The organism is Agromyces humi, from assembly GCF_009720255.1.
Classification (GTDB): domain Bacteria; phylum Actinomycetota; class Actinomycetes; order Actinomycetales; family Microbacteriaceae; genus Agromyces; species Agromyces humi.
In genome coordinates this window covers 1-524 of record NZ_WJSP02000798.1, presented here as the reverse complement: position 1 = coordinate 524, position 524 = coordinate 1, and the positions used below count along the sequence as shown (strand labels likewise).

Annotated in this window: 1 protein-coding gene; it reads right to left on the bottom strand. The window is 65.8% G+C overall.

Annotated features, from left to right (window positions below; translation table 11 throughout):
- The coding region (locus GH736_RS24240) for an amidohydrolase family protein (protein ID WP_159607649.1) at nucleotides 1-524 on the bottom strand (524 nt) is incomplete at both ends.

Sequence of the window (524 nt, the reverse complement as noted above, 5' to 3'; positions counted from 1 at the left end):
CGCGGCTCAAGGTGGATGGCGTGCCCGTACAGCCCATTCGCCCCCAGCAGGCCAAAGGCTACGTAGGTGTCGAGGTAATCGCGCGCCTCGGGGAACAGCGATTTCACCCACGCGATCTCGTCCGTCTGCTCGCTCAGGTGGGTCTGCATCAGGCAGTCCGGGTGCTCGGCCCACAGCGCGCCCAGCGCCTCTAGCTGTGCGGGCGTCGAGGTGGGCGAGAACCGCGGGGTGATCACATAGCCCATCCGGCCGGTCCCGTGCCATTTCTTCAGCAGTGCCTTGCTGTCGTCATAGGCGCTTGCGGGCGTGTCTTGCAGCCCCTTTGGCGCGTTGCGGTCCATGCAGGTCTTGCCCGCCAGCGCCCGCAGCCCGCGCCGCTGCGCCTGTTCGAAATAGGCGTCGACGCTTTCAGGATGGATCGTGGCATAGCTGCAGGCGGTGGTGGTGCCGTTCGACAGCGTCAGGTCGAAATAGCGCGACGCGATTTCGGTTGCGTAGTCCGGGTCGCCGAACCGCATCTCTTC